We start from the raw sequence: 26269 nt of genomic DNA, 5'->3' as shown, positions 1-26269 counted from the left end.
GGGGGGGGGGGGCCGGGTGGGCGGGGCGCCCCACCCTGCGGTGCCGTGGGGGGGGGGGGGGCTGGGCGTGTTGTGGGGGGGGGCCCCGGCGCCCCCCCCCCGTCACAGCCGGTCGGGTTTCGGGGCGGCTACCGGAGCTCGCGCTTGAGGATCTTGCCCGTGGCGGTCATCGGCAGCGCGTCGCGGAACTCCACGACACGCGGGTACTTGTAGGCCGCCATGTTCTCCTTGGCCCAGGCGATCAGCTCGTCCTCGGTCGCGGTCGAGCCGGGCGTACGGATGATGTACGCCTTGATCTCCTCGCCGTGCGAGTCATGCGGTACGCCCACGACGGCGGCCAGCGAGACGGCCTCGTGGGTCATCAGGACCTCTTCGAGCTCGCGCGGGTAGACGTTGAACCCGCCACGGATGATCATGTCCTTGGACCGGTCGACGATCGAGTAGTAGCCGTCGGCGTCGCGGGTGGCGATGTCGCCGCTGCGGAACCAGCCGTCGCGCATCACCTCGGCCGTGGCCTCCGGACGGCCGTAGTAGCCCTTCATGATGTTGTGGCCGCGGATCGCGATCTCGCCCGGCCCCTCGCCCTCGACCGTCTTCCAGTCGCTGTCGATGAGCTTCATCTCCACGCCCCAGATCGGGGTGCCGACCGTGCCCGGCTTGGCGGGGTGGTCCGGCTGGTTGAAGCTGGCCACCGGCGAGGTCTCCGACAGGCCGTACCCCTCGAGGATGGCGACGCCGAAGGTCTTCTCGAAGTCCTTCAGCACCTCGAGCGGAGAGGCGGAGCCGCCCGCCACGGCGGTCTTCAGGCTCGCGGGCGGCGCGACGCCGTCCGCGTGGACCTTCGACAGCATCGCCCAGTACATGGTCGGCACGCCGGCGAAGAACGTGACGCCCTCCTTGGCCATGAGCGCCAGCGCGTCGCCCGGCTCGAAGCGCGGCATCAGCACGACCGTGGCCCGCCGCAGGAACCCCTGGTTCATCACGACCGTCTGCCCAAACGAGTGGAACAGCGGCAGCACCGCCATCATCACGTCGCCGCCCTCGGCGCTCGGGAACATCCGGTCGCAGACGATGGCGTTCATCAGCATGTTCTGGTGGCTGAGCTCGGCGCCCTTGGGCTGGCCCGTGGTGCCGGAGGTGTAGAGGATCACCGCCGTGTCCTCGGCCGCCGTCTGCACGGTCTCGAACACGCCGGACATGCCGTCGAGCGCCGCCCAGATCGACTCGCCGTACACGGACTCGGTCGCCAGCGGCGTGGCGGGCAGCACGAAGAAGTGCTCGCACCCCTCGGCCGCCTCGAAGCCGGCCTTGCCGCGCTCGCCCAGTGGCAGCTCGGGCGTGCCCTCGAAGCAGAACAGCGCCTTGGCGTCGCTGTCGTCGAGGTGGTAGGCGATCTCCCGCGACTGCAGCAGCACGTTGAGGGGCACCACCGTCGCCCCGGCCTTGAGGATGCCGTAGTAGACGAAGGGGAAGTACGGCAGGTTGGGGCAGGCCAGCGCGACCTTGTCACCCTTGCCGATGCCGCGCGAGACCAGCAGGTTGGCCACCTGTGCCGCCACGGTGTCGATCATTGAGTACGGCAGGCGCATGTCACCGAAGACGATGGCCGTGCCGTCCGGCGTGGCCCTGGCACTGTCCTCCAGGACGATCGACAGGTTGAGCATGAGCGCCTTCCTCCCTGTGTACGGCTTGCGGGCCATCATGGCAGGAAGGCATACCGGCCGGTAGGGCCAAAACCCGTACCCTACGGTCACCAGAGACGCCGTTACGGATGCGTATGGACGCGGTACATCGCCTGGAGTAAGCAAGTACCAGATTACTTACGCCTGGGAGGGGCCATGGAGTACGACTACGTGATCGTCGGGGCCGGGTCGGCGGGGTGTGTCCTGGCCAACAGGCTGTCGGCCGATCCCGGGGTGTCCGTGGCGCTGATCGAGGCGGGCGGCAAGGACGACAAGCTGGAGATCCGCATGCCCGCGGGCTTCGCCAAGCTGTTCAAGACCGACTACGACTGGAACTACACCACCGCCAAGCAGAGCGAGATGTCCGGCCGCGAGCTCTACTGGCCCAGGGGCAGGGTGCTCGGCGGCTCGTCCTCACTCAACGCGCAGATGTGGGTACGCGGCTGCGAGCGCGACTACGACCAGTGGGGGATCCCGGGCTGGACCTACGACGACGTCCTGCCGTACTTCATCAAGGCCGAGCACCGCGTCGGCAGCAACAACGGCGGTGTCTACGGCTCGTCCGGCCCGCTGTTCATCTCCGAGCTGCGTAGTCCCAACGTCACCACCGCGGCCTTCCTCAAAGCCTGCGACGAGCTCGGATTACAGCGGCTGGCCGAGCTCAACGGCCGCTCCAACGAGGGCTACAGCGCCACGCCCGTCACCCAGAACCGGGGCAGGAGGTGGAGCTCCGCCGACGCGTACCTGCGCCCGGCGTTGAAGCGGCCCAACCTGACGGTGATCACCGGCGCGACCGTGGACCGGGTGGTGTTCGACGGCACGCGGGCCGTCGGCGTCGAGCACGACGGCGGCGCGCAGATCAAGGCCAGGCGGGAGGTCATCCTGTCGGCGGGGGCGATCGGCTCCCCGTACCTGCTCATGCGCTCGGGGGTCGGCGCGGCCGACGAGCTGCGCGACGAGGACATCACGGTCGTGCGGGACCTGCCCGAGGTCGGCAAGAACCTGCAGGACCACCTGTCGACCGGCGTGTACGTGCAGTCCAAGCAGCCGGTCACGCTGACCAAGGCGGAGTCGATCGGCAACCTCCTGCGCTACATCGTGCTCCGCTCCGGCATGCTCACCACGAACGTGGGCGAGGCGGTGGCCTTCATCAGGACGTCGCCGGAGGAGCCCGCCCCCGACATCGAGCTGATCTTCGCGCCCGGCCCGTTCATCGACCACGGCCTCACGCCGCCGACCGGCCACGGGCTGACCGTCGGCGTGGTGCTGCTGCAGCCGGAGAGCCGCGGCCGGGTCGGGCTGAGCGGCCGCGAGGTGGTGATCGACCCCGGCTACCTGACCCGGGAGGCCGACGTCAAGCGGCTGGTCGCCGGGCTGAAGACGGCCAAGCAGGTCTTCGCCACCGCCGCGATGAGCAAGTACGCGGGCGGCCCGATGGCCCCCTACCAGGGGCCCGAGAGCGACACCGAGCTCGCTCAGTGGGTACGCGAGCGCGGCGAGACCCTCTACCACCCGGTCGGCACCTGCCGCATGGGCACCGACGCCGAGTCGGTCGTCGACCCGGAGCTCAAGGTACGCGGCCTCGACGGGCTCAGGGTCGTGGACGTGTCGATCATGCCGACCCTGAACCGTGGACACACGCACGCCCCGGCCATCATGATCGGCGAAAAGGGAGCCGAGCTCATCACCAAGCGCCCTTGACGTAAGTGACTACTTGCAGAAGGCTTGGTGTTCATGACGCTCTCCAGTGACCTGGACATCTCGCAACTGGTGTTCTGGGGGCTGCCCCAGGCCGAGCGCATGGCCGCCTTCCGCCGGTTGCGCCAGCTGGACGAGCCGGTGTTCCTGACGGAGCAGGCCGTGCCGTTCATCAAGGGCGGCCCCGGCTACTACGCCCTGGTGCGCCACGCGGACGTGACCGAGGCCAGCAGGAACGCGGCCGTGTTCAGCAGTGAGCCGTGTTCCAACAGCGTGCCCGACATGCCGCGCTGGCTGGCCGTGTACTTCGGGTCGATGATCAACATGGACGACCCGCGGCACGCCCGGCTGCGCCGGATCGTGTCCAGGGCGTTCACGCCGCGCATCCTGTCCAAGATGGAGGAGGACCTGGCCACGGCCGCCGCCGAGATCGTGGACCAGGCGATCGAGGAGGGGCCGGGCGACTTCGTGGCGCAGATCGCCGCCCGGCTCCCGGTCCGCGTCATCTGCGACATGATGGGCATTCCGGCGACATTTCATGACATGGTGCTTCGGCGGACCAACGTGATCCTCGGCAACGCCGACCCCGAGTACACCGGCATCGACCCCGAGTTCAGCCGCGTCAACGTGGCCCGCGGCCTGGCCAAACTGCTGCACGCCGGCTTCTCCCTGAACCGGCTCGCCGCCCGCCTGGGCGACGAGCGGCGCAAGAATCCCACGGGCGACCTGGTCAGCCTGCTGGTCAACGGTGAGGAGCGGCTCACCTCGCAGGAGCTGGGCTCCTTCTTCATCCTGCTGGTGGTGGCCGGCAGCGAGACCACCCGCAACGCGATCGCGTACGGGCTCAAGCTCTTCACCGACCACCCCGAGCAGCGGCGGCTGCTCCTGGAGGACTTCGACGGCCGCGTCACCAAGGCCTGCGACGAGATCGTGCGCTACGCCACGCCGGTGATCCAGTTCCGCCGCACGCTCACGCGGGACCATGAGATGAACGGCATGCGCTACAAGAAGGGGGACAAGGTCCTGCTCTTCTACAACTCGGCCAACCGTGACGAGACGGTGTTCAAGGACCCCGACACGTTCGACATCACCCGCGACCCGAACCCGCACGTCGGCTTCGGCGGTCCCGGCCCGCACTTCTGCCTGGGCGCCCACCTGGCGCGCAGGGAGATGACGGTGATGTTCCGCGAGCTGTTCACCCGGCTGCCGGGCATCAGGTCAGAGGGGGAGCCCGACTTCCTGCTGTCCAACTTCATCAACGGGATCAAGCACCTGAAGTACACCTTCTGAGGGCCTCGGCCAGGCCCTCCTCGCCGCGCCAGGCCACGAACCCGTCAGGCCGTACGAGGAGCGTCCCGTACGGCCAGCCGTCCACGACATGCACCGGAACGTCGGCCGCCACGCCGGGATCGGCCGTGAGCACACACCACTGGGATCCGACCAGGTCGAGCGTGGACACCCCGTCGGCCACCCACATGTGCGGCAGGCGGGATCCCGGCGACCCGTCGAGGTCGAGGGCGACGTCCTCGGTGGAGGGGAGCTCCGCGCCGCCGTACCGATAGCCCATGTGCACCACCGGCGCGTTGATCGCCCCCGCCGCCTTGCGCGCCTCCGCCATGTCCTGCCCCCAGTGCAGGGACGGATCGTTGAACCGCAGGAGCGCCTGTTCCATCGTCATGAGGGCCACCGGATGGCGCTCCGCGTGATAAGTCTCCAGCAGCTCGGGCTCGGCCTCACCGCGCAGCACGTGCGCGAGCTTCCACGCCAGATTGTGCGCGTCGGCGATGCCGGTATTCAGCCCGAACGCGCCCAGCGGGGGGATGGCGTGCGCCGCGTCGCCCACCAGGAAGACCCGCCCGACGGAGAGGCGATCGGCCACCTGGCCGCGCCCCCGGAACGTCAGCACGCTGCGGATCTCCACCTCGATCGACGGGTCGCCGAGCGCGGTGCGGATGTGCTCCGGAGTCGGCTCAGTGCCGAGGCGGGTGAGGAAGACCCACTCGCGTTGGCCGTCGACGGTCACCAGCAGGCCGGGCGCGTCCGGATGCTCGATGTCGCACATGGCGAACGGCTTGCGCGGGCGCAGATCAGCGCGGAACAGGACGCTCGTCGTCTCCTGACCGAGCACACCGGGACCGGTGAGGCCGACGCCGAGGATCTGCCGAACCCGGCTGCGCACACCGTCGGCCGCCACCAGATAGCGCGCCCGCACGACACGCCCGTCGGACAGGGTCGCCGTGACGCCGTCGGAGTCCTGTTCGAACGAGTCGAGCGCCACGCCGAACTCCACGTCGCCCGCCTTGGTGATCAGCACGCGGTCGAACCGGTTCTGCGCGCAGGTGCCGCGGATCCGGGCCGGCGTGTAGGTGAACTCGGCCTCGCCTCTCGTCTTCCACGCCACGCCTTCGGTGAAGTCGGCCTCGGCGAGCGTGCGCCCCCTGATCTTCCCCGCCCGCAGGTCGACCGCGGCCTCGTTGACCGCTTGTTCCAGGCCGACCTCGCGCAGGATCTCCACCGACCGCAGCCCGATGCCGTTGGCCCTGGGGTGGTGCGACAGCTCCGGCTTCTCCTCAACGACGAGGGGTTTGACGCCGTGGTGGCGCAACAGCACCGCGAGCATCAGCCCGACGGATCCGCCGCCGGCGATCAGAACATCTGTGGAAACAGTGTGCCCATTCATGGGAACACTGTACCCATATCTGTAGAATCCTGTCCATGCCGCTTATCTGGGAGCGCGAGCCGTACCAGCCGAAAAGGCAGGCCCTGAGCGTGGAGCGCATCGTGGACGCGTCCGTCGCCATCGCCGACGCCGAGGGGCTCGACGCGCTGTCGATGCGCCGCGTCGCCGCCGAGCTGTCGACCGGTACGACCTCGCTCTACCGTTACGTGGACAGCCGCGACGACCTGCTCGACCTCATGGCCGACGCGGTGCAGGACCACCACGTGCCGCTGACGGGAGACTGGCGCGCCGACCTCGAGGCGTACGCCCACCACGAGCGCGAGCTGTGGCTGCGGCACCCCTGGCTCGCCCCGCTGCTGGCGACCCGGCCATCGCTCGGCCCCAACTGGTTGCGCGGCCTGGAACACGCCCTCACCGCGGCCGCCCCGCTGACTTCCGACATCGCCGACGCGGGCTCGGCCGTCGGGCTGATCAGGGACTACGTGCGCGGCGCGGTCATGCGCGAGCTCGCCGAGAAGGAGACTCAGCGGCGCACCGGTCAGACCGAGGACGAGTGGCGCGCCGACGTCGCCCCCTACATGCGCAAGGTCATCGAGAGCGGTGCGTATCCCCGGGTCTCGCGCATGACCGAGTCCGCCGACCTGAGCCCGGCCGAACAGTTCTCGTACGGCTTGCACCGCATCCTCACCGGGATCGCGGCCGCTCAGCAGACGGCAAAGTGATCACGACCCGATCAGTTCGAGTTCGGACCGCGCTGCCCGCCGCGGGGGTCGAGGAGGGCAGCTGATTCCGGAGTGCTACTCCAGCGGAGAGCCGACTGCTAGGTTTCGCAGTCATGGAGATCAGAACCGTCCACGCCAACGGGGTGGAGTTCGCGTATCTGGCCGTAGGGGAGGGGCCGCTGGCCCTGTGCCTGCACGGCTTCCCTGACACGGCCCACACCTGGCGTCACCTGCTCCCGGCGCTGGCCGAGCGTGGCTACCGCGCGGTCGCGCCGTTCCTGCGCGGCTACGCGCCGACCGAGATCCCCGCCGACGGCGCCTACGAGGCCGGCGCGCTCGTCGCCGACGTACGGGCGCTGCACGAGGAGCTCGGCGGCGACTCCGCCGCGGTGCTCATCGGCCACGACTGGGGCGCGTTCCCCGTCTACGCGACCGCCGACCGCTTCCGCAGATCCGTGGCCATGGCCGTGCCGCCGGCCGCCGCCCTGGCGACCGGATTCCTGGACTACGAGCAGCTCAAGCGCTCGTTCTACGTCTTCCTCTTCCAGACCGCCCTGGCCGAGACGGCCGCCGCCGCCCCCGGCTTCCTCGAGGGCATCTGGCGCGACTGGTCGCCCGGCTACGACGCCGAGCAGGACCTGGAGTTCGTCCGGCAGAGCATCGGCGCACCGGCGAACCTGGCGGCGGCCATCGGCTACTACCGGGCGATGCTCGGCACCACCCCGCCCACCGGCCGCTACCCGGCACCGGAGCCCGCCACCACCGGACCGATCCTCTACCTGCACGGGACCCAGGACGGCTGCCTCTCGGCCGACCTGGCCAAGGACGCGCTGAGCCACCTGCCGGCCGGATCGCGGACCGAGCAGGTGGCCGGCGCGGGACACTTCCTCCACCTCGAAAAGCCGGCGGAGGTCAACCGGCTCATCCTCGACTGGCTGGCCTCCTGAGGGCGGCGGCCCACGGGCTCGTCCTCGACTGGCTGACGTCCTGAGGGCGGGGGTCAACTGGCTCGTCCTCGACCGGCTGACCTCCTCAGGACCGCCACGACCGGATGGCGGCCTGACAGGGTGAGACGAATCACCCTGTCCACCCCGAATCCGGGCGGCTGCCACGGCTCCGGAACGAGCGCCACCACGGTGCCGCCCACGGCCAGGACGCGGTGGATCTCCCGCCACAGGCGGCCGGGGTCCCGGCGGAGCCGCCCGCTCGGGGCGACCTGACGGTCCCAGGGCGGATTCACCAGCACCCGGTCCACGCTGCCGTCCGGCAGGGGAATCCGCCCCGCATCGGCCACCCCCCAGGCGATGGCGTCCGTCACGGGGCTCCGGCCCGCGTGGGCTGAGGTGAAGGCGCGGGTGGCGTTGGCGGCGGCGACGTGGACGGCGTGCGGGTCGTGGTCAAAGCCGATCAGCCGTGCGTGCGGCGCGAGCGCGCGAGCCTCGATGAGCGTGGTGCCGGCGCCACAACAGGGGTCGAGCACCGTGCCGGCGCGCTCGAGCCGCGCCAGCCCGGCCATGGCGGCGGCCACCGGCGGGTGCAGCGTGCCCGGGATCGACTCCGTCTTGTACGGCCTGCGGTGCAGCGGCCTGACGGGCACCCGCAGGGCGATGACCGCCTGCCCGCCCTCCACCGTGACCCGCCACGCCGTCGAGCCCTCGGGCGGCACTCGTCCGTCGCGGCGCGAGTGGTACGGCATGCCCAGCGGCCGGGCGAGCTCGGCACCGACGGCGTCCTCGATGTCGAACCGGTTGTAGTTCCGCCGCCCGACGAACGACGCCGACACCTCCACCCCACCGCCGCCCCGCCCGCCTGTCTGGAGGGCGAGTTTCGTCAGGCTTTCGGCGTCGAGCTCGCGAGCCGCCCGCGCCAGGCGTCCCAGCGCCTCCTTGTCGCGCCCGATCCCCTCCACGACGGCCGCCACCAGCAGCACGTCGTCGGCCGTCCGCAACCCCAGCAGCTCCGGCCCGGGTTCGGCCGTCTCGAACCACACCTCACGGTGGCGCACCCCGCGCACCACCCCAAGCCCGGCACGTCGGATCTCCGCGGCCACCAGGGGCTCGATGCCACGCACCGCCCTGGCCACGGCAAGCGTATGCACGTGTCCTTCTCCCACGTCGCGACCCGGGACGGCGGCCGGCCGTCCCGCATCACCGGCGGTGGGTCATCCACGGCCCGCCGGCGGGTCGCTAACGCAGGAAGAAGAAGAACTGCATGCGCCCACGCTATAGATCACCCGCCTCCAGAGGCCACCGATTTTCCGCGCGCGCCCGGCCACGGAGACGTACGGTGTACTTCGATCGCGTTGACGTGAATGGGCCGCTATCCGAATGATGGTGTTCATGGACGTGCTTGACTTCGACCTGTCGGACCGTGACTTCTGGGCCAAGCCGATGGCGGAGCGGAGGGCCGCCTTCGACCGGCTACGGGAGCGAGATACGCCGGCCTTCTTCGCCGAGCCCGTGGTCGACTTCGCCCCGCAGGGGCCCGGCTACTACGCGCTGGTCAAGCATGCCGACATCCTGGAGGCCAGCCGCACTCCCGAGGTCTTCTCCTCGGGCGACGGCGGGGCCACGAACATCCTCGACATGCCCGCCGAGTTCGCCGAATACTTCGGCTCGATGATCAACATGGACGACCCGCGGCACGCGCGCCTGCGCCGGATCGTCTCCCGGGCCTTCACCCCCAAGATGATCAAGCAGTTCGAGGCGGACGTGGACACCGCGGCCGCCAAGATCGTGGACGACCTGCTGGTCACGGGCTCCGGCTGCGACTTCGTCACCGAGGTCGCCGCCCGCCTGCCCTTGAAGATCATCTGCGACATGATGGGCATCCCCGAGCGCGACTACCAGTTCGTCTTCGAGCGCTCGAACGTCATCCTGGGCGGCTTCGACCCCGAATACACCGGCGACGACGTCACCCAGGTGGTCCCGCTCCTGCTCAACGCCGGGATGGAGCTGCAGCAGCTCGTCCAGGACCTGGCCGCCTACCGCATCGACCAGCCCACGAACGACCTGACGTCCTCCCTCGTCAACGCCAACATCGACGGCGAGCGGCTGACCTCGCAGGAGCTCGGGTCGTTCTTCATCCTGCTGGTGGTGGCGGGCAACGAGACCACCCGCAACGCCATCTCGTACGGCCTGCGCCTGCTCACCAACAACCCCGACCAGCGGGCGCTGTGGCTGGAGGACGTCCAGGGCCGGGCGGCCGGAGCCGTGGAGGAGATCGTCCGGATGGCCTCACCGGTGAACTTCATGCGCCGCAAGGTGACCAGGGACTACGAGATGAACGGCCACCTGTACCGGAAGGGCGACAAGGCGGTCCTGTACTACTGGGCGGCCAACCGTGACGAGGCCGTCTTCGAGGAGCCGGAGCGGTTCGACATCACCCGCTCACCCAACCCGCACGTGGGGTTCGGCGGACCGGGGCCGCACTTCTGCCTGGGGGCGCACCTGGCCCGGCGGGAGATCACGGTGATGTACCGGGAGCTGCTCCGCCGGGTGCCCGGCATCCAGGCGGGCAAGCCGGACCGACTGCACTCCAGCTTCATCAACGGCATCAAGCACCTGGAGTGCACCTTCTAGAGCCGCCTGCCCGGCCCCCGGGATGCCGGGGGCCGGGGACAGGGTCAGGAGGTGGGGGTGACCTTGATCTGCTTGATGACCGTGTTGACGTCCGGCAGAAGCTGCTTGCTGGTCGACGGGATCGACATGTAGACGATCGCCGGTACGTCCTTGCCGGTGTTGATGGCGGCCGTGACGATCGTGGCCTTCTCGGTGCCCGAGGTCAGGGCGTAGGCGATGACCCGGCCCGAGGACTGCCCGACCTTGATCGGCTGCTGGGCGATCTTCTTGACCGTGTTGCCCTCGGGGAAGAAGCGCTTGCGGGCGTTCAGCACCACCTGCTTGATCACCGGCTCCAGGTCGTCCTCGCTGGTGAACGAGGACGCCAGCTTGGCCGGGAGCGGGCCGGTGAGGATCTGGGCGGAGCTGTTGGTGCCCGTGATCACGTACTGGCGGGTGTCGAAGCCGTACGTGGACTTGACGGTGGCGCGCTGGTCCTGCTGCCAGGTGCCGCCGAGGCGCGGGATCGTGATGCCGGCCGAGGGGTTGGCGACTATGCCCGTCACGGGGGCGGCCTTGCCGGACCACCGCGGCAGACGGGGGATCGAGCTCGCCGCCTTGGTGGGGGCGGTGCTGGCCGACGTGCTCGGCTTGGCGGCCGCGGTGTTGGTGGCGGACGGCGTGTTGCTGGCCAGCGGTCCGGCCAGGAACGCCCAGAGGACGGCGCCGACCAGGGCGATGGCCACCGAGCCCGCCAGGGCGTAGATCCAGAGGGGCTTGCCGGGGTTGTCCAGCGACTCTGGCTCACCCATCGCCTGGTAGTCGTCGCCGAAGACGGTGTTCCAGAGCTCCTGCTGGCGCTCGGGCGGCGGGGTGCGGGAGCCGCTGATCTGACCGGCCGTCACGAACCTGTGGTCCGGGTCGGACGGGTCGCGGCTCAGGTTGGCGCCCGGCCTGCCCTGCTCGCCTTGCTGGTCCTCGCCGGTCGGCGGCTGCCCGCCCGGGGGCTGGCCGCCCGGACCGTGGCCACCTGGTCCTTGCCCACCCGGACCGTGGCCACCTGGCCCGTGGCCGATCGGCGGCTGGCCGGGCGGTGCTTGGCCGACCGGCGCCTGGCCGTACGCGACCAGGCGGTCGTCGGGGGAGGGCGCGGAACGCGGCACCGCACGCTCGTCGAGGGGAGTGCCACGGCGCCGGCTGTCCAGCGGAGTGACGTTTCGCGGGCCGTCCAGCGGAGAGCCGCCCTGCGGACCGTCCAGCGGCGAGCCGGACCGAGGGCCGTCCAGGGGGGAGCCGGAGCGGGGACCGTCCAGCGGGGAGCCGGACCGCGGGGAGCCGGACCGCGGCGCGCCTCGGTCGTCCGCGGGCGGGTACGCCAGCTCGCCGAGCGGATTCGGGAACTGGTGGTACGCCGTGGGCTGATTGTCCGGAGAGTTCTGGCCATAGGCGGCCGTGCGCTCCATCGGGTCACCCGGACGCGACTGAGGCCGGGCGTCGGGCTGGCCGAGGTTCGACCACGCGCTCGAGGACGGCGGAGCCTCCGACCAGGCGGGCCCGGAGTCCGGCCAGGACTGCTGCGACCCCTGCGAGGGCGCGGAGCCCTGCCGCGAGGGATCGGGCCACGAAGGCGAGGACTGTGATGGGTCCGGCCAGGACGGCGAGGATTGCGCCGGGTCCGGCCAAGATGGCGAGGACTGTGATGGGTCCGGCCAGGACGGCGAGGACTGCGCGGGATCGGGCCAGGACGGCGAGGACTGCGCGGGGTCCGGCCACGAGGGTGAGGATTGCGATGGGTCGGGCCACGACGGCGAGGACTGCGACGAGTCCGGCCATGACGACTGGGCGGCACCGCCCCGTGAAGAGTCAGGCCATGCCGCGTCCTGCCGGGGCGCCTCGGGCCAGGATGTCGGCACCTCCGGCTTAGGCGCCTCGGGCCAGGACGGTGGCAGATGGGGTGCTCCGGAATTCTCCGTTGCCATTGCTGCCGTACCTCCCGAGGTTATGTCCGGATTTGACGCATCCGGCATGATCTCACGCGAGACCAGGGGTTCCGCAGTAAAACGCGCGAAGCCGTGCGGATCCGTCGGTGGGTCCTGCATGGGCAGGCCACCATCTGGACGTTCTGGCTCTACTGGGTACACCACGGCGACGAGAGTATTCTAATGGGACATTAGAGGTCACAACGGATACATCACCATCAGATCTCACCAGACCTGAAGAGTCCATTGTGCCTACTGACCCGACTCGACGACCCGCATTCAGCCGAAGACGTGCGCTAGGCTTGACCTATGCGTTCCGCGACCCTGCTTCTTAGCGGGCCGCGACGGCTCTGATCAGCTCGCCGTCGCGGCTGCCCCTCGTCATGCGCACGAGGGGTTTTCTTATGGGTCCGAGTCAATCCAAAAGGACAACCGCCGTGAGTGAGTACAACCCGCAGGCGCTGCAGGCCAAGTGGCAGCAGCGATGGGAGGAGCAGGACCCGTTCCGGGCCAGCGATGACGCCGCCGACACGCGTGAGCGGCGCTACATGCTGGACATGTTCCCCTATCCTTCCGGTGACCTCCACATGGGCCATGCCGAGGTGTTCGCGATCGGTGACGTGGTCGCGCGCTACTGGTTCCAGAAGGGCTACAACGTCCTCCACCCGATCGGCTGGGACTCCTCCGGCCTGCCGGCCGAGAACGCCGCCATCAAGCGGAACGCACACCCCGCCGAGTGGACCTACGCCAACATCGAGACGCAGGCCAATTCGTTCAAGCGCTACGGCATCTCCTTCGACTGGTCGCGCCGCCTGCACACCAGCGACCCCGACTACTACCGCTGGAACCAGTGGCTGTTCATCCGCTTCTTCGAGCGCGGCCTGGCCTATCGCAAGGGCGGCCTGGTCAACTGGTGCCCCCAGGACCAGACCGTGCTGGCCAACGAGCAGGTCGTGGCGGGCAAGTGCGAGCGCTGCGGCGCCGATGTGATCCGCCGCGAGCTGACGCAGTGGTACTTCAAGATCACTGACTACGCGCAGCGGCTGCTGGACGACATGCAGCAGCTGGACGGCTGGCCGGAGCGGCTGCTGACCATGCAGCGCAACTGGATCGGCCGGTCCGAGGGCGCCGACGTGCTGTTCGAGATCGAGGGCCGCGAGGAGCCGGTCCACGTCTACACCACGCGGCCCGACACGTTGTTCGGCGCCACGTTCTTCGTGGTGGCCGTGGACGCGCCGCTGGCCGACGAGATCGTCACGGACGAGCAGCGCGCGGCCTTCGAGGCATACCGGGCCGAGTCGGCCAAGCTGAGCGACATCGAGCGGCTGTCCACCGACAAGGACAAGACCGGCGTCTTCCTGGGCCGCTACGCGATCAACCCGGTCAACGGCGAGCGCATCCAGGTCTGGGCGGCCGACTACGTGTTGTCCGACTACGGCCACGGCGCCATCATGGCCGTGCCCGCCCACGACCAGCGCGACCTGGACTTCGCGGTGAAGTTCGGGCTGCCGGTGAAGGTCGTCGTGCACACCGGCCTGGCCGACCCCGGCGAGACCGGCGAGGCCACGCCGGGCGAGGGCAAGCTGGTCAACTCCGGCCCGCTGGACGGGCTGTCCAAGACCGAGGCCATCTCCAAGATCATCGAAGTGCTGGAGACCCAGGGCAAGGGCACGGGCGCGATCAACTTCCGGCTGCGCGACTGGCTGCTGTCCCGCCAGCGCTACTGGGGCACGCCGATCCCGATCATCCACTGCGTCGACTGCGGCGAGGTGCCCGTCCCCGACGACCAGCTGCCGATCACGCTGCCCGACCTGCGCGGCGAGGCCCTGGCGCCGAAGGGCGTGTCCCCGCTGGCCAGTGCCACCGACTGGGTCAACGTCGAGTGCCCCAAGTGCGGTGGTCCCGCTCAGCGGGACACCGACACCATGGACACCTTCGTCGACTCGTCCTGGTATTTCCTGCGCTACACCTCGCCCGGCTACACCGACGGCCCGTTCGACGTCGAGGCGGTCCGCAAGTGGGGCCCGATCGACCAGTACGTCGGCGGCATCGAGCACGCGGTGCTGCACCTGCTCTACTCGCGCTTCTTCACCAAGGTCCTGCACGACATGGGCATGCTGGACTTCACCGAGCCGTTCCTGCGCATGCTCAACCAGGGCCAGGTGATCAACGGCGGCAAGGCCATGTCCAAGTCCCTGGGCAACGGCGTGGACCTGGGCAAGCAGATCGACGACTTCGGAGTCGACGCGGTCCGCCTGACCATGGTGTTCGCCGGTCCGCCCGAGGAGGACATCGACTGGGCCGACATGTCGCCGGCCGCGTCGCAGAAGTTCCTGGCCCGTGCCTTCCGTGTGATGGACGAGGTGGCCGCCGAGCCCGGCGTGTCGTTCGAGGGCGGCGACGTCGAACTGCGCAAGGCCACCCACCACGCCATCGACGAGGTCACCCGGCTGGTGGAGTCCCAGCGCTTCAACGTCGCGATCGCGCGCATGATGGAGCTGACCTCGGCGGCCCGCAAGGCCATCGACTCCGGTCCCGGCGCCGCCGACCCCGCGGTCCGCGAGGCGGCCGAGACCCTGGCGATCATGCTGTCGCTGGTGGCGCCCTACACCGCCGAGGAGGGCTGGGAGCGCCTGGGCCACGAGGGCGGCGTCGGCCGGGCCGGCTGGCCCACCGCCGACCCGGCGCTGCTGGTGCAGGAGTCGGTGACCTGCGTCGTCCAGGTGGCCGGCAAGGTGCGCGAGCGCCTGGAGGTGTCCCCCGACATCTCGGAGGCCGACCTGAAGGCGCTGGCCCTGGGCTCGGAGAAGGTCCGCTCCTACCTGACGGGCGAGCCGCGCAAGGTGATCGTGCGGGCGCCGAAGCTGGTCAACATCGTCCCCTGACGCCGACTTAGAGGCGGCGCAGCGCGGGCAGCAGCTCCTTCTCGGCCCAGCCGAAGAAGGGCTGCTGCTGGTCGTGGCCGATCTGGACGAGCGCGACGTGCGTGAACCCGGCGTCGGTGTACTTCCGGACCGCCTCGACCACCGCGTCCACGTCGTTGCCGCACGGCACGCTGCCGGCGACGTCCTCGGGCCGTACGTAGTCGGCGTAGGCGCCGAAGTTGACCGGCCCCGGCAGCTCGGCCATGACCTTCCACCCGGCCGCCGACCAGCGCCACAGCTCGTGGGCCCGCTCCTTGGCCGCCTCGGCGTCGGTGTCGTAGGAGATGGCCAGCTGGCCGTACACCGGCTTGCCCGACCCGCCGAGCGCGTTGAACTGCTCCACCACCTCCGGCATCGGCTCGTTGACGATCAGCAGGTCGCCGAACTCGGCGGCCAGGTCCGCCGACTGCCCACCGGAGGCGGCGACCCCGATCGGGATCCGGCGCTCGGGCAGGTCATAGAGCTTGGCCGAGTCCACGTCGTAGAACTCGCCCTGGTAGGTGACGTACTCGCCGGAGAACAGCTTCTTGATGATCTGGACGGCCTCGCGCAGCATCCGGTGCCGGGTGTTGACCGGTGGCCAGCCCTCGCCGATCACGTGCTCGTTCAGGTTCTCGCCGGAGCCCAGCCCCAGCGTGAACCGGCCCTGGCTGAGCACGCCCATCGTGGCCGCCTTCTGCGCGACCACGGCCGGGTGGTAGCGCATCAGCGGGCACGTCACGTACGTCATGAGGGGCAATCGCTCGGTGGCGTTCGCCGCCGCGCCCAGGACCGACCAGGCGTAGGGCGCGTGACCCTGCTCCTCGAGCCATGGGAAGTAGTGGTCGGAGATGACCGCGTAGTCGAATCCGGTCCGTTCGGCGGTGGCCGCGTCGTCCACCAGTTGCCGGGCCGGAGTCTGCTCGCACATCAAGGTGTAGCCGATTTCTGCCATGGTGTGCCGACTACCCGGGCTTGCACACATTAGTTACCAGGCGCCGGAGATCAACGTTGGGTCAGTTCCTCCACCACCAGGCCCAGCCCGATGCCCATCAGCCAGACGTCCTTGGCGACGGAGACCCCCTCTTGGGAGGGGCGCAGGGTGCCATCCTGGCGCAGCCCGGGGGTCTTGACGTAGAAGGCGAGCAGTCCGCCGGCGAACGCGGTGAGCGCCGCCCCCGCGAGCAGCGACGGCACCACCGGGAGCAGCAGCGCCGATCCGACCGCGATCTGCGACTTCGACAGCAGCCGCACGAACGTCTCGGGATCCTGCCGGCGAAGGAAGGGGAAGGCCGTGGCCGCCATGCCGTGCACGCCGGTGGCGGCTTCGCGGTCGGCCTGAGCCAGGGTGAGCCCGGAGTCCAGGATGTACGCTCCCGCCGCGATGCGGGGCGGCCATTGGTGGGGACGGGCGAGAATCCTCACGTTTCCTCCAGAAATGACGTCACGTACGGCTTCTGCCCCATCGCCGTCTGTCACACGCTGCCCGGCGGCGGCCTTGACCAAGACTTCAAGGGCGGACTTCGCGGCCGGACGCGCACTAGTGTGCAGCTGTGACAACTGGCGCATACCTGAGATTTCCACACCTGCACGGTGACCTGGTCACCTTCGTCGCCGACGACGATGTCTGGCTGGCTCCCGTGGCGGGCGGACGGGCCTGGCGGTTCACCGCCGACCGTACGCCCGTGTCGTACCCCAGGTTCTCGCCCGACGGCGCCCGCATAGCGTGGACCGGCCATCGGGAGGGACCGCCCGAAGTGTTCGCCGCCGAGCTCGACGGGGCCGAAGGCGAGCGGCTGACCCACTGGGGCAGCGCCACGACCGGCGCGCGCGGGTGGACCGCCGGCGGGGATGTGCTCGCGGTCAGCGCGACGGGCGAGGGCTCACGGTCCAGGACGTGGGCGTACGCGGTGCCGCTGGACGGCGGCCCGGCGGTGCGCCTGCCGTACGGGTGGGTGAGCGAGGCCGCCGTCAGCGGCGACCGGGTCGCGACCGTGTCGCCGGTCTACCGCGAGCCGTCACATTGGAAGCGCTACCGGGGAGGTACGGCCGGCAAGCTCTGGGTCGACGCCGAGGGGAACGGCGAGTTCGCCCGGCTGTTCGCCGACAGCCACGCGCAGTACTGGTCGGTCATGTGGGTGGGTGACCGTATCGCGTTCCTGGCCGACATCGACGGCACCGGCAACGTGTACTCGGCCCTGCCTGACGGCTCCGACCTGCGCAAGCACACCGGGCACGACGAGTTCTACGCCCGCCACGCCTCGACCGACGGGGAACGGGTGGTCTACAGCCACGCCGGCGACCTCTGGCTGCTGGAGAGCCTGGACGCAGAGCCGTACAAGCTGGAGGTCAAGCTCGGCGGGCCGCGCCCGGCTCGCGCGCGGCGACCGGCGCCGGCCCGCGTCGGCGGGTTCTCGCCGGACGAGACCGGGCGGGCGAGCGCGGTCGAGATCCGCGGCACCGCCCACTGGGTGACCCACCGAGACGGGCCCGCGGGCGCGTTGCGGGTGGAGCCGGGCGTCCGGGTACGGCTGCCGCGGGCGCTCGACGCCGACGGCCGGGCGGTCTGGGTCTCGGACGCCACCGGTGAGGACGGTCTGGAGATCGGTACGCCCGGCGGCGAGATCCGTACGCTGGCCGCGGGCGAGCTCGGCCGGGTGCTCCAGCTGGCCGCCGCGCCCAACGGCAAGCACGCGGCCGTGGCCACGCACGACGGGCGACTGCTGGTCATCGACCTCGAATCCGGAAATATCCGGGAGCTGGATCGCACGACGCAGGGGGACATCAGCGGGCTGACGTTCTCGCCCGACTCGTCCTGGCTGGCGTGGGTGCATCCGCATGACGAGCGGCTGTCGCAGATCAGGATGGGCCGCCTCGACGGGACCTCCGTCATCGACGTGACGCCGCTGCGGTTCGTCGACTTCGACCCGGTCTTCACCAGGGACGGAAAGCATCTGGCGTTCCTGTCGGTACGGACCTTCGACCCGATCTACGACGCGCACGTGTTCGACCTGTCGTTCCCGGCGGGCTGCCGGCCGTACCTGGTGCCGTTGCAGGCGACGACGCCCTCGCCGTTCGACCCGAGCCTGCAGGGGCGCGGGTTCAACGGCGAGGACGACAAGCCCGCCTCGTCCGCTGCTTCGGATGAGAAGAAGAACTCGGACAAGAAGGACGCCGAGCCGCCGCGTACCGAGGTGGACGTCGAGGGGCTGGCCTCGCGCGTGGTGCCGGTGCCCGTGCCCGCTGCGCACTACCGCAACCTGCGCACCGCCAAGGACGCGCTGCTCTGGCTGCGCCACCCGACGGCCGGGCTGCTCGGCGACGGCACCGAGCCGACCGGCGAGACCGTCCTCGAACGCTACGACCTCAAGAAGCGCGCCAAGGCCGAGCTCGGCAGGGAGACGCGCGCCTTCGAGGTGAGCGGCGACGGCAGCAGGCTCGTCCTCAACGGCAAGAACGGCCTGCAGACCCGCACCAGCGGCGAGGGCGACGAGGTCGTCACCATCGACCTCGACCGGATCACGGTCCAGATCGACCCGGTCGCCGAGTGGCGACAGGGCTTTGCCGAGGCCGGCCGGTTGATGCGCGACCACTTCTGGCGCGCGGACATGAACGGCGTCGACTGGCAGGGCGCCCTCGACCGCTACGCGCCGCTGGTCGACCGGATCGGCGCCTACTCCGAGCTCATCGACCTGCTCTGGGAGGTACAGGGCGAGCTGGGCACCTCGCACGCCTACGCCCGGCCCGTCGGCGGGGGCTACGACTCGCGGCGGCGCCAGGGCCTGCTCGGCGCCGACATCACCCGCGACGCGGAAGGCGTCTGGCGGGTCGAACGGATCCTGCCCGGCGAGTCGTCCGACCACGACGCGCGCTCGCCGCTGCTCGCGCCGGGCGTCGCCGTGCGCGCGGGCGACGCGATCGTGGCGGTGGGCGGACGACCCGTCGATCCCGTACGCGGCCCGCTCGCCTCTCTGTCCGGCACGGCCGGCCAGCCCATTGAGCTGACCGTACGACCGGCGTCGGGCGGCGAGACCCGCCGGGTGGTGGTCACCCCGATCTCGGACGAGACGCAGCTGCGCTACCACGACTGGGTGGAGGGCCGCCGGGCCTACGTCCGGCAGGCGTCGGACGGGCGGCTCGGCTACCTGCACGTGCCCGACATGGTGGCCTCGGGGTGGGCGCAGTTCCATCGCGACCTGCGTACGGAGATGGCCCGCGAGGGGCTGGTCGTGGACGTCCGTGAGAACGGCGGCGGGCACACCTCCGAGCTCGTGCTGGAGAAGCTGTCGCGCCGGGTCACCGGCTGGAACCACGCCCGCGGCTACGAGCCGATGCGCTACCCCGAGGACTCGCCGCGCGGCCCGATCGTGGCCGTCACCGACGAGTTCGCGGGCTCGGACGGCGACATCGTCAGCGCGGGCATCAAGAACCGGAAGATCGGTCCGCTGGTAGGCACCCGGACGTGGGGCGGGGTGATCGGCATCGACTCGCGCTACTCGCTGGTGGACGGGACGGTGGTGACCCAGCCCCGCTACTCGTTCTGGCTGGCCGGGCCGGGCTGGGGCGTGGAGAACTACGGCGTCGACCCCGACATCGAGGTGGTCATCACGCCGCAGGACCGGGTGGCGGGGCGCGATCCGCAGTTGGAGAAGGCGGTCGAACTCGCGCTCGCCGCCCTGGCCGAGCACCCGGCGGCCACCCCTCCGGACCTGCCGCCTCTCGCGACATGACGAGCCTCTCCGTCGCGGACCTGCCGCCTCTCGCGACATAACCGCGCGACGTAACCTCGCGACATAACGGACTCATCACGGGATCCGCTCCGATGACGATCGGAGCGGATCCTGTAGGCAGGCTTGATCCTATGAAGTCCCTTACGTATCGCCTTGGGCTGTCGCTCAAGGGCGTGGCCGCTGACTCCCTCTTTCAGAGGTAAGGCGGTGGAGCCTCTCGCCTATCGTCAGAGCGGTATCCGGGAAACCGGACTGAATGCCCGGGACATCAGGAAGGCCCTGGAAAAGCTCACCGTTCCAGGGCTCCCCCTGGGGACGTTCGGCATCGCGGGCGGTGCGGCGAGAGAACGCCACAACCAGGCCGGCGACGAGTTCAACAGCCGGGCGCGGCGCGGCGCGGAGTCGGCCGAGGGCATCTCGCACAATATGAAGCTCACCGCCGACGGGTACGTGCGGGCCTCCAACGACGTCATGCGCGCGGTTCTCGCCGTTGGCCGCGACCGGCAGCCTCTCGTACGCGGGAAGGCCCCTTCGCCGGAGTCGGAAGTCCGGAACGGCCTGGGATATGGCCTCACGTCGCTCGGTACCACGGGCGTGACCCTCATCCGGCTAGCGGAGGCCTCCTCCTACCTCCAGCGCGGCTCGGCCGCCGGGGTCGCGAACCTGTCGGCCGAGGCGGCGAAGATGGCGAACCTGAGCCAGCGCACGCTGTCCATGCTCAAGGTCGCCGCCACGATGTCGATCACGGCAGGGACCGGGCTCATGCTCTGGCTGGCCACCGTGACCTGGAACGACGACAAGGTCGACGAGGCCATCGCGGCTTGGCGCCACGCCGCCGACTCCCTGGGCGAGATCTTCGGGGCCGGGGACCCGATGAAGCTGGAGGCATTGGCGGCAGCATGGCACGGTGGCGCCAAGGACGTGGCCGACCAGAAGCTACGAGACTTCGTCACCGCGGGTGTCCAGCTCGCCGACTACGCCGCCGGCCGGGCTGTCGGGTTGCAGGACGCGGTGAAGCAGCTGAACCGGCTGCACTCGTACGCGTTCTGGACGACCATGGGCGAGCTGGGGGTGATCGCGGCGCTGCGCCTGGTCGCGGCCGTCAACCCGGCCGCCCGGCTGGCGACCATCACGGTGGGGTGGCGGTTGTCCCTCGCCCTTGTACTGATTCAGGGGGCTATCACCGCGCGGCTGGAGTACCTGGCGGGAGAGTCCTTGAAGAAGGACTCGGTGGGCGCCGGGCCGCCGGGGGCCGAGGAGACGGACTTCCCTCGCTTCTGACCTTCCCTTGCGGTCATGCGGTCATGCGGGCCTGCGGTCATTGGGGTCCGTGGTCATGCGGGTCGTCCTGGACTGCCGCCCGGCGGGGTGAGGCCACAGGCCGGTTGATGATGATGGTCATCCGGTCTGTGTGATGCGGTCCAGGATCTCAGCCAGGATCGGCTCGGTGGTGGCGAAGTTCAGCCGCACGCAGTGCGCGCCGCCGGGCCCGAACGTGGCGCCATCGCTCAGCATGACTTTCGCGTCACGTTCGAGCGCTTCCTGTACGCCTGGGCGGCCGTAGTCGAGCCAGGCCAGGTAAGTGGCCTCCGGGATGCGGTAGCCGACCTCCTCAGGCAGCCGGTCGGCGATCGTCCGGCGATTCCTGTCCAGCAGGGCACGGGTCTCCTCAAGCCAGGCGTCGCCGTGCCGCCAGGCCGCCACCGTCGCCTCTACCCCGAACAGATTGGCGGAGCCGAACACGAAGGGCGGCTGCGCGTCCAGAGCCTTACGCAGCTCCGGCGAGCCGATGTGGGCGACCGAGCACCGAATGCCGCCAAGATTGAACGCCTTGGTGGCAGAGGTGAGCGTGACGGTCCGCTCCGGCAGGATGGTGGCGAACGGGATGTGCTGGTTGGGGGCGTACGCGAGGTCGGCGTGGATCTCGTCGGAGATGACGAGCAGGTCATGACGCTCGACGTGCTCCGCCAGCTCGGTCAGCTCCTCGCGGGTGAAGACCCGGCCCGTGGGATTGTGCGGGTTGACCAGCAGCAGCACCTTGCACCGGGACAGATCAGGCACCTCAAACCGCCACGAGTCCCCGTCGGCGATCAGCTGGAGGGGATGCAGCGGCCGGTTCATGGTCTCCAGCGTGCCGAGGAACGGGGGATAGGCGGGGGTATGCACGGCCACGCCGTCGCCTGTGCGGGTCCATACGTGGAGGAGCACTTGGAGCGCTTGGTTGATGTCGGAATAACTCCGCACATACTCAAGCTCTGGCTCCCAGCCGTACCGACCGGCCATCCGCTCAACGAACGCCTCAGCCAGGGGACCACAGCGGGGACTGTCCAGCCAGGTGGGGTAGCCGAGGTCACCGTGGGCCCGCCGTTGAAGGGCGTTGACGACTTCGGGGGCGGTGGGGAGGTCCATGTCGGCGATCCAGGCGGGGATGACGCCGGGAGCGGCTTTGGCCCACTTGAATCCGTCGTGTGTTGCCTTGAGGTCTTCTGCCCGCTTTGTGTAGGTCACCCGGCCATTCTAAAAACCACCTTGATCCTGGCCACCCCGTCTCACGATCAGCCCGGTCTTACGGCCACCCCTGGCCTTGCGGCCGACCCTGTCTCACGGCCATCTCGTCTCACGGTCGGCCCGGTCCTGCGGCCAACCTGTCTCACGTCGGCCAGCCGGTCCCACGATCAGCCCGGCTCACTGATCAGCCCATCTCATCGTCGGCCCATATGGCCGATCAGACGATCGGTCCGTTCGCGCCGAAATGCTCGAAGACCCGTCGATGGCAGGCCCACAAGGTGGCTGGTGGCGAAACAGCACCAACCACTCGTGGATCACAGGAGCGGTGCCTTCCTGCCATATCCATCAGCCATCCGCGCGACTGATGCCCATTGGGCACCCGCACGGTCGATACCCGCTAGCCGTCTGTACGATCCGTACCCATTAGACGCCCGTACAGGAGATGCCCAGTAGCCACCCGATACGGTCCACGGCCACCCATCAGCCACCCGTATGGTCGTGGCCACTCGTAAGACACACGTACGGTGTTCCGGGCGCATGACCCTGTCATGCGCCCGGAAACCTGCGTGGAGTCAGAGGCGGCGGAGGACCGCCACGACCTTGCCCAGGACGCTGGCTTCGTCGCCGGGGATCGGGTCGTAGTTGGCGTTGTGCGGCACCAGCCAGACGTGGCCGTCCTTGCGCTTGAACGTCTTCACCGTAGCCTCGCCCTCGATCATGGCCGCCACGATGTCACCGCTCTCCGCGACCGGCTGCTGGCGGACGACGACCCAGTCGCCGTCGGCGATGGCGGCGTCGATCATCGAATCACCGGCGACCTGCAGGAGGAAGAGGGTGCCTTCACCGACCAGTTGCTTGGGCAGGGCGAAGACGTCTTCGACGCTCTCCTCGGCGAGGATCGGCCCACCTGCGGCGATCCGGCCGACCAGCGGCACGTAGGCGGCCGTGGGCCTGCTCACCGGAGAGTCGGACTCGTTGGCGGCGTCGGGATCGACCCAGAGCACGGGCTCGCCGGGCAGACGCACCTCGAGCGCACGCGGCCGGTGGGGGTCGCGTCTCAGGTAGCCCTTGCGCTGCAACGCCGTCAGCTGGTGCGACACGCTGGACGTGCTGGTCAGTTGCACGGCCTCGCCGATCTCGCGCATGGACGGCGGGTAGCCCCGCTGTTGGACCGAGTCGCGAATCACCTCGAGGATCTTGCGTTGCCTGGGCGTCAGGCCCAGGGAGTCACGCCGACGCACCGCGAGGTCACTGACCCCGTTGGTGTCATCCCGATCGCTCATGATCTGCCTCCTCGCCCGGCGGCCCGCCTCACCGGCGAATCTCCCGGTCCGTGGTCTTCGTGTCGCACACAGCGACCGTATCGCTGTTGAAGATCATCTTCAAACAATTGTTCGAGTCTTCCTCGAAATTGTTGGCAGCGTGGTGTACAACATCGTACGGGAGTTCGATCGACACCGTGTTCGATTTGCCGATCTTTATTGGGTCTTTTTTTCGGGCCGGGGCGGCTGGGAGGTCACACATGCGAACGACCACCATCACAGATGCGACCAGCGACGACGTCAAGCGACTCACCCTCCTGGCAGACGCCACCCGGCGACCGGTGGCAGGGGGCGGAAACACGGGTGACGACCGGGGGGACGGTTCTCGGGGCGGCGATTCCGCCATCCGGCCAGATTGCGAACGCCCGCATACCCGTGACAACTCTGACAACCGGGCTCCGGGGTCTGGCGGTTCGGGATCGGCCACTCCGGGGTCTGGCGGTTCGGCGTCGGTCGGCCCAGGGTCTGTTGGACTGACGTCTGGCGGTTCGGGGTCTGTTGGTCCGGGGCTCGTCGAGTCGGGATCGGCCGGTTTGGGGTCGGCCGGTTTGGGGTCTGGCAGTTCGGGGTCTGGCGGTCCGGGATCTGTCGCTTCGGGCTCCGCCGATCCGCGATCGGCCGGTTCGGGATCTGGCAGTTCGGGATCGGCCGGTTCGGGATCCGGCGGTCCGGGGTCCGCTGCCCCGGGACCAGAAGGCCGTCTTGGGGTAGCGGGCGGGGCTCGCTCCGGAAGTGGGAGTGCGGGTCGTCTGCGGGCTGGGGGCGGGAGCATTCGCGAGAGTGGAGACGGAGGCCGTTTCGGCAGGGAAGGCGGTACACGGCCTGTACGCGGGGGCGGGGGGCGTCCCGAATACGGCAGCGGTGGCCGTCCGGGGGGCGGCAGAGTACGTGCCGGAGGCGGATCGGCTGGCAGAGGGCCTCTCAGTCGTCGGGCTGCGGCACAGGGGAGACCGCTCCTGTGGCTGGTGCCCGCGCCGCGCCCTGACGCCGACGACACGCCGCCGCCTGATGGAAGTGTGCGACCCACGGACACGACCGGGCGCCCAGTGGAGCCCGCAGGCTCAGCGGAAGTTGGGCGGCGATCGGTGGAGTCCGGGAATTCGTCGCTTCGGGCGAGCGACGGCCGCGCGGAGGGACCTCTGCGCGATGCGGGCGTTCGGCCCGGTGAGGCAGGAAGCCGGCCCGGGGGCCGGTCCAGTGAAAAGAGTGGCCGGTCCGAGGGTCGGTCTCGTGAGGCGGAGGGCCGGTCCGAGCTTCGGTCTGGGGAGGCTGCGGTCCGGTCGGAGGGGCGGTCGCGTCGGGTGGGTGGCCGGTCCGAAGGCCGGTCTCAGGAATCGGGTGGCCGGTCCGAGCTTCGGTCTGGGGAGGCTGTGGTCCCCTCGGAGGGGCGGGCGCGCCGGGCGGGTGGTCGGTCCAGTGTGCGGTCTCGGGGTGTCGGTGGGCGTGTCGGGGGTCGGGCTCGGGAAACGGCTGGTCGTTCCGGTGGCCGGGCCCGTGAGGTGACGGGCTCGTACGCACGCCGTCCCCGGCGTAAGGGCGGCCTGCCCGCTGATCGGACCCGTCTCTCCAGGAGGCAGGCCGGCGTCACTCGACGGGGGCGGCGTAATCCTCCCGTACGGCTCACGCGACGGGGGCGGGCCGTACTGGTGATGGCCATGGCTTTGCTGTCCCTGGGCGGTTTCTGGCTCGGCACCCGTGCGGTCAGCCAGGCGTCCGCGGCACCCGCCGTACCGAGTCACGCGGGTCTGCCCTGGGTGACCGTCCACGAGGGGGACACGCTCTGGACGATCGCCGACGCGATGGCTCCCGACGAGGGCGACCCCGGAGCGGTCGTGACCGAGATCAAGCGGCTGAACGGCCTGCCCAGCTCGCTCATCCGCCCCGGCAGCCGCCTGTACGTCCCGAGCGCTCACGCCGTGCCGTAAGCCCCGAATACCCCTAATCCGTGCCGTGCCGCGCCGCGCCGTGCGATCCCGTGCCGTGCCGCGCCGCCCGGTGTCAGTGCCGTAACCGTGTGATGCTCTGTGATGTCGTTCCGTGTCGGGTGGTGCCGTTCCGTTGCGTGGCGTTTAGTCCCGAAACGGTCCGTCCCGACCGGTGGCCGTATAGCCGTACGGTCCGTCCTCCACCGGTGAGCGATACGGTCCGTCCCCAACCCGAAGCGCGGAGACGAGCGCGTACGGATGTGCCGTACGAGATGCCTGTGAGCCGTGTTCACCCACGTGAGACCGGCCAACCAACGTGACCAGCGAGGCGAGGAACACACCCCCGCCGGCCGGTGTTGACGACGACACGCCCGAGCCGGACCAAGGCGGCTGCGCTGATCAGCGACTTCGGCGGCAAGCCCCCGTCCAACTTGCGTTCATGGTCGCTCGCTTCTACGGTTGGACCACAACATCTAGTAGTTACACCGATGTAGTTCACCACAAATTGTGTTTCTCTGACCGCACCATGGCGAGCCGTGGGGCGTGCGCGAGCGTACGCA

Annotated in this window: 18 protein-coding genes; 9 read left to right on the top strand and 9 right to left on the bottom strand. The window is 69.8% G+C overall.

The features are described from left to right. Positions 1-128: 128 nt before the first annotated feature. Positions 129-1664 carry a long-chain fatty acid--CoA ligase gene (locus AB0B64_RS52215; protein WP_358198857.1) on the bottom strand — a complete coding sequence of 512 codons (1536 nt, stop codon included), beginning with the start codon at positions 1662-1664 and terminating at the stop codon, positions 129-131. A 174-nt stretch (positions 1665-1838) separates the two neighbouring features. On the opposite strand from AB0B64_RS52215, the gene AB0B64_RS52210 reads away from it, so the two are divergent. After that, positions 1839-3383 carry a GMC family oxidoreductase N-terminal domain-containing protein gene (locus AB0B64_RS52210; RefSeq protein WP_357940123.1) on the top strand — a complete coding sequence of 515 codons (1545 nt, stop codon included), beginning with the start codon at positions 1839-1841 and terminating at the stop codon, positions 3381-3383. 33 nt (positions 3384-3416) lie between these two features. After that, on the top strand, positions 3417-4670 hold the full coding sequence (locus AB0B64_RS52205) for a cytochrome P450 (RefSeq protein WP_357940125.1): 1254 nt from the start codon (positions 3417-3419) through the stop codon (positions 4668-4670). Here AB0B64_RS52205 and AB0B64_RS52200 read toward each other — a convergent pair. Further along, a complete protein-coding gene (locus AB0B64_RS52200; protein ID WP_358198805.1) occupies positions 4645-6060 on the bottom strand; it encodes an FAD-dependent monooxygenase in 1416 nt (471 codons plus the stop codon). The genes AB0B64_RS52205 and AB0B64_RS52200 overlap by 26 nt on opposite strands. 35 nt (positions 6061-6095) lie before the next feature. Between AB0B64_RS52200 and AB0B64_RS52195 the strand changes: the two genes are divergently transcribed. Both AB0B64_RS52195 and AB0B64_RS52190 read left to right on the top strand, forming a co-directional pair. Further along, positions 6096-6782 (top strand): TetR/AcrR family transcriptional regulator, encoded by a 687-nt coding sequence (locus tag AB0B64_RS52195; protein ID WP_357940129.1) that lies wholly within the window; start codon positions 6096-6098, stop codon positions 6780-6782. A gap of 113 nt (positions 6783-6895) precedes the next feature. Beyond that, the gene (locus AB0B64_RS52190; protein WP_357940131.1) at positions 6896-7729 is read left to right on the top strand and encodes an alpha/beta hydrolase; all 834 of its coding nucleotides are present in this window, start codon (positions 6896-6898) and stop codon (positions 7727-7729) included. Positions 7730-7782: 53 nt separating this feature from the next. On the opposite strand, the gene AB0B64_RS52185 is transcribed toward AB0B64_RS52190, so the two are convergent. Next, a complete protein-coding gene (locus AB0B64_RS52185) occupies positions 7783-8880 on the bottom strand; it encodes a methyltransferase domain-containing protein (protein WP_358198771.1) in 1098 nt (365 codons plus the stop codon). Between the two features lie 241 nt (positions 8881-9121). Between AB0B64_RS52185 and AB0B64_RS52180 the strand changes: the two genes are divergently transcribed. Further along, positions 9122-10363, top strand: coding sequence for a cytochrome P450 (locus AB0B64_RS52180; RefSeq protein WP_357940136.1), 1242 nt, complete (start codon positions 9122-9124; stop codon positions 10361-10363). Positions 10364-10407: 44 nt separating this feature from the next. Here AB0B64_RS52180 and AB0B64_RS52175 read toward each other — a convergent pair whose 3' ends face one another. Beyond that, positions 10408-11805: a hypothetical protein gene (locus AB0B64_RS52175; protein WP_358198752.1), complete on the bottom strand. Its 1398-nt coding sequence runs from the start codon at positions 11803-11805 to the stop codon at positions 10408-10410. A gap of 920 nt (positions 11806-12725) precedes the next feature. Between AB0B64_RS52175 and leuS the strand changes: the two genes are divergently transcribed. Then, on the top strand, positions 12726-15206 hold the full coding sequence (gene leuS, locus AB0B64_RS52170; protein WP_358198746.1) for a leucine--tRNA ligase: 2481 nt from the start codon (positions 12726-12728) through the stop codon (positions 15204-15206). A gap of 7 nt (positions 15207-15213) precedes the next feature. On the opposite strand, the gene AB0B64_RS52165 is transcribed toward leuS, so the two are convergent. Continuing rightward, a complete protein-coding gene (locus AB0B64_RS52165) occupies positions 15214-16179 on the bottom strand; it encodes a TIGR03557 family F420-dependent LLM class oxidoreductase (protein ID WP_357940142.1) in 966 nt (321 codons plus the stop codon). Positions 16180-16229: 50 nt separating this feature from the next. Next, on the bottom strand, positions 16230-16649 hold the full coding sequence (locus AB0B64_RS52160; protein WP_357940144.1) for a hypothetical protein: 420 nt from the start codon (positions 16647-16649) through the stop codon (positions 16230-16232). 128 nt (positions 16650-16777) lie between these two features. On the opposite strand from AB0B64_RS52160, the gene AB0B64_RS52155 reads away from it, so the two are divergent. Continuing rightward, on the top strand, positions 16778-19954 hold the full coding sequence (locus AB0B64_RS52155) for a PDZ domain-containing protein (RefSeq protein WP_358198717.1): 3177 nt from the start codon (positions 16778-16780) through the stop codon (positions 19952-19954). Between the two features lie 207 nt (positions 19955-20161). Next, on the top strand, positions 20162-21235 hold the full coding sequence (locus tag AB0B64_RS52150; protein ID WP_358198707.1) for a hypothetical protein: 1074 nt from the start codon (positions 20162-20164) through the stop codon (positions 21233-21235). A 117-nt stretch (positions 21236-21352) separates the two neighbouring features. Here the strand turns inward: AB0B64_RS52150 and AB0B64_RS52145 are convergent, their stop codons facing one another. The 3 genes from AB0B64_RS52145 to AB0B64_RS52135 form a co-directional block, all read right to left on the bottom strand. Beyond that, the gene (locus tag AB0B64_RS52145) at positions 21353-22462 is read right to left on the bottom strand and encodes an aminotransferase class I/II-fold pyridoxal phosphate-dependent enzyme (RefSeq protein ID WP_358198699.1); all 1110 of its coding nucleotides are present in this window, start codon (positions 22460-22462) and stop codon (positions 21353-21355) included. A gap of 572 nt (positions 22463-23034) precedes the next feature. Next, positions 23035-23745 (bottom strand): transcriptional repressor LexA, encoded by a 711-nt coding sequence (lexA, locus tag AB0B64_RS52140; protein WP_357940151.1) that lies wholly within the window; start codon positions 23743-23745, stop codon positions 23035-23037. Positions 23746-23773: 28 nt separating this feature from the next. Then, complete coding sequence (locus AB0B64_RS52135; protein WP_357940153.1) at positions 23774-24028, bottom strand: hypothetical protein; 255 nt, start codon at positions 24026-24028, stop codon at positions 23774-23776. A 1411-nt stretch (positions 24029-25439) separates the two neighbouring features. On the opposite strand from AB0B64_RS52135, the gene AB0B64_RS52130 reads away from it, so the two are divergent. Then, positions 25440-25709 (top strand): LysM peptidoglycan-binding domain-containing protein, encoded by a 270-nt coding sequence (locus AB0B64_RS52130; RefSeq protein ID WP_357940155.1) that lies wholly within the window; start codon positions 25440-25442, stop codon positions 25707-25709. Positions 25710-26269: the final 560 nt, after the last annotated feature.

It is taken from the genome of Nonomuraea sp. NPDC049129, from assembly GCF_040648495.1.
GTDB lineage: Bacteria > Actinomycetota > Actinomycetes > Streptosporangiales > Streptosporangiaceae > Nonomuraea.
Note: the sequence above shows the minus strand (reverse complement) of the source record. Positions and strands in the feature narration are given on the sequence as shown.

What these genes read in the sequence shown, in the direction of transcription:
- AB0B64_RS52215 (WP_358198857.1), bottom strand. Translation starts at nt 1,664, where the DNA reads ATGCTCAACCTGTCGATCGTCCTGGAGGACAGTGCCAGGGCCACGCCG.
- AB0B64_RS52210 (WP_357940123.1), top strand. Translation starts at nt 1,839, where the DNA reads ATGGAGTACGACTACGTGATCGTCGGGGCCGGGTCGGCGGGGTGTGTC.
- AB0B64_RS52205 (WP_357940125.1), top strand. Translation starts at nt 3,417, where the DNA reads ATGACGCTCTCCAGTGACCTGGACATCTCGCAACTGGTGTTCTGGGGG.
- AB0B64_RS52200 (WP_358198805.1), bottom strand. Translation starts at nt 6,060, where the DNA reads ATGAATGGGCACACTGTTTCCACAGATGTTCTGATCGCCGGCGGCGGA.
- AB0B64_RS52195 (WP_357940129.1), top strand. Translation starts at nt 6,096, where the DNA reads ATGCCGCTTATCTGGGAGCGCGAGCCGTACCAGCCGAAAAGGCAGGCC.
- AB0B64_RS52190 (WP_357940131.1), top strand. Translation starts at nt 6,896, where the DNA reads ATGGAGATCAGAACCGTCCACGCCAACGGGGTGGAGTTCGCGTATCTG.
- AB0B64_RS52180 (WP_357940136.1), top strand. Translation starts at nt 9,122, where the DNA reads ATGGACGTGCTTGACTTCGACCTGTCGGACCGTGACTTCTGGGCCAAG.
- AB0B64_RS52175 (WP_358198752.1), bottom strand. Translation starts at nt 11,805, where the DNA reads ATGGAGCGCACGGCCGCCTATGGCCAGAACTCTCCGGACAATCAGCCC.
- leuS (WP_358198746.1), top strand. Translation starts at nt 12,726, where the DNA reads ATGGGTCCGAGTCAATCCAAAAGGACAACCGCCGTGAGTGAGTACAAC.
- AB0B64_RS52165 (WP_357940142.1), bottom strand. Translation starts at nt 16,179, where the DNA reads ATGGCAGAAATCGGCTACACCTTGATGTGCGAGCAGACTCCGGCCCGG.
- lexA (WP_357940151.1), bottom strand. Translation starts at nt 23,745, where the DNA reads ATGAGCGATCGGGATGACACCAACGGGGTCAGTGACCTCGCGGTGCGT.
- AB0B64_RS52130 (WP_357940155.1), top strand. Translation starts at nt 25,440, where the DNA reads ATGGCTTTGCTGTCCCTGGGCGGTTTCTGGCTCGGCACCCGTGCGGTC.